Source organism: Halalkalibacter flavus, assembly GCF_036663575.1.
GTDB classification, from domain to species: Bacteria; Bacillota; Bacilli; order Bacillales; family Bacillaceae_D; genus Halalkalibacter; species Halalkalibacter flavus.
Genome location: NZ_JAWRVK010000204.1, coordinates 1 through 278, shown reverse-complemented (window position 1 = coordinate 278; position 278 = coordinate 1). Strand labels below are relative to the sequence as shown.

The following is a 278-nucleotide window of genomic DNA, read 5'->3' as shown; positions in this document are numbered from 1 at the left end:
AAAAGTTATCTGGGGTGCGTTCTTCGGTACTGATTTGCTGTAATGCTTGCTCCCATTTAGCTGTCATTTCTGGACTAGTTAGCAAGGGTTCGAGTTCAACCGCTTTACATAATGTTATCCCGGCTTCACTGACGTGCAGCTTATTTTTTTCAGTGACGAGATAGCCGCGTTTTTTTAATATTTCCAGTACATTTGCCCGGGTCGCACTTGTCCCAATGCCTTGCACGTCTTTGAGAATCGCCTGGGCTGCTTCATCATCAAGCGTTTTACCGGCCGTC

Annotated in this window: 1 protein-coding gene; it reads right to left on the bottom strand. The window is 46.4% G+C overall.

The features are described 5' to 3' along the window. Window positions 1–278: DNA topoisomerase (locus tag SAY88_RS24995; protein ID WP_332635122.1), on the bottom strand; the 278-nt coding region annotated here is incomplete at both ends.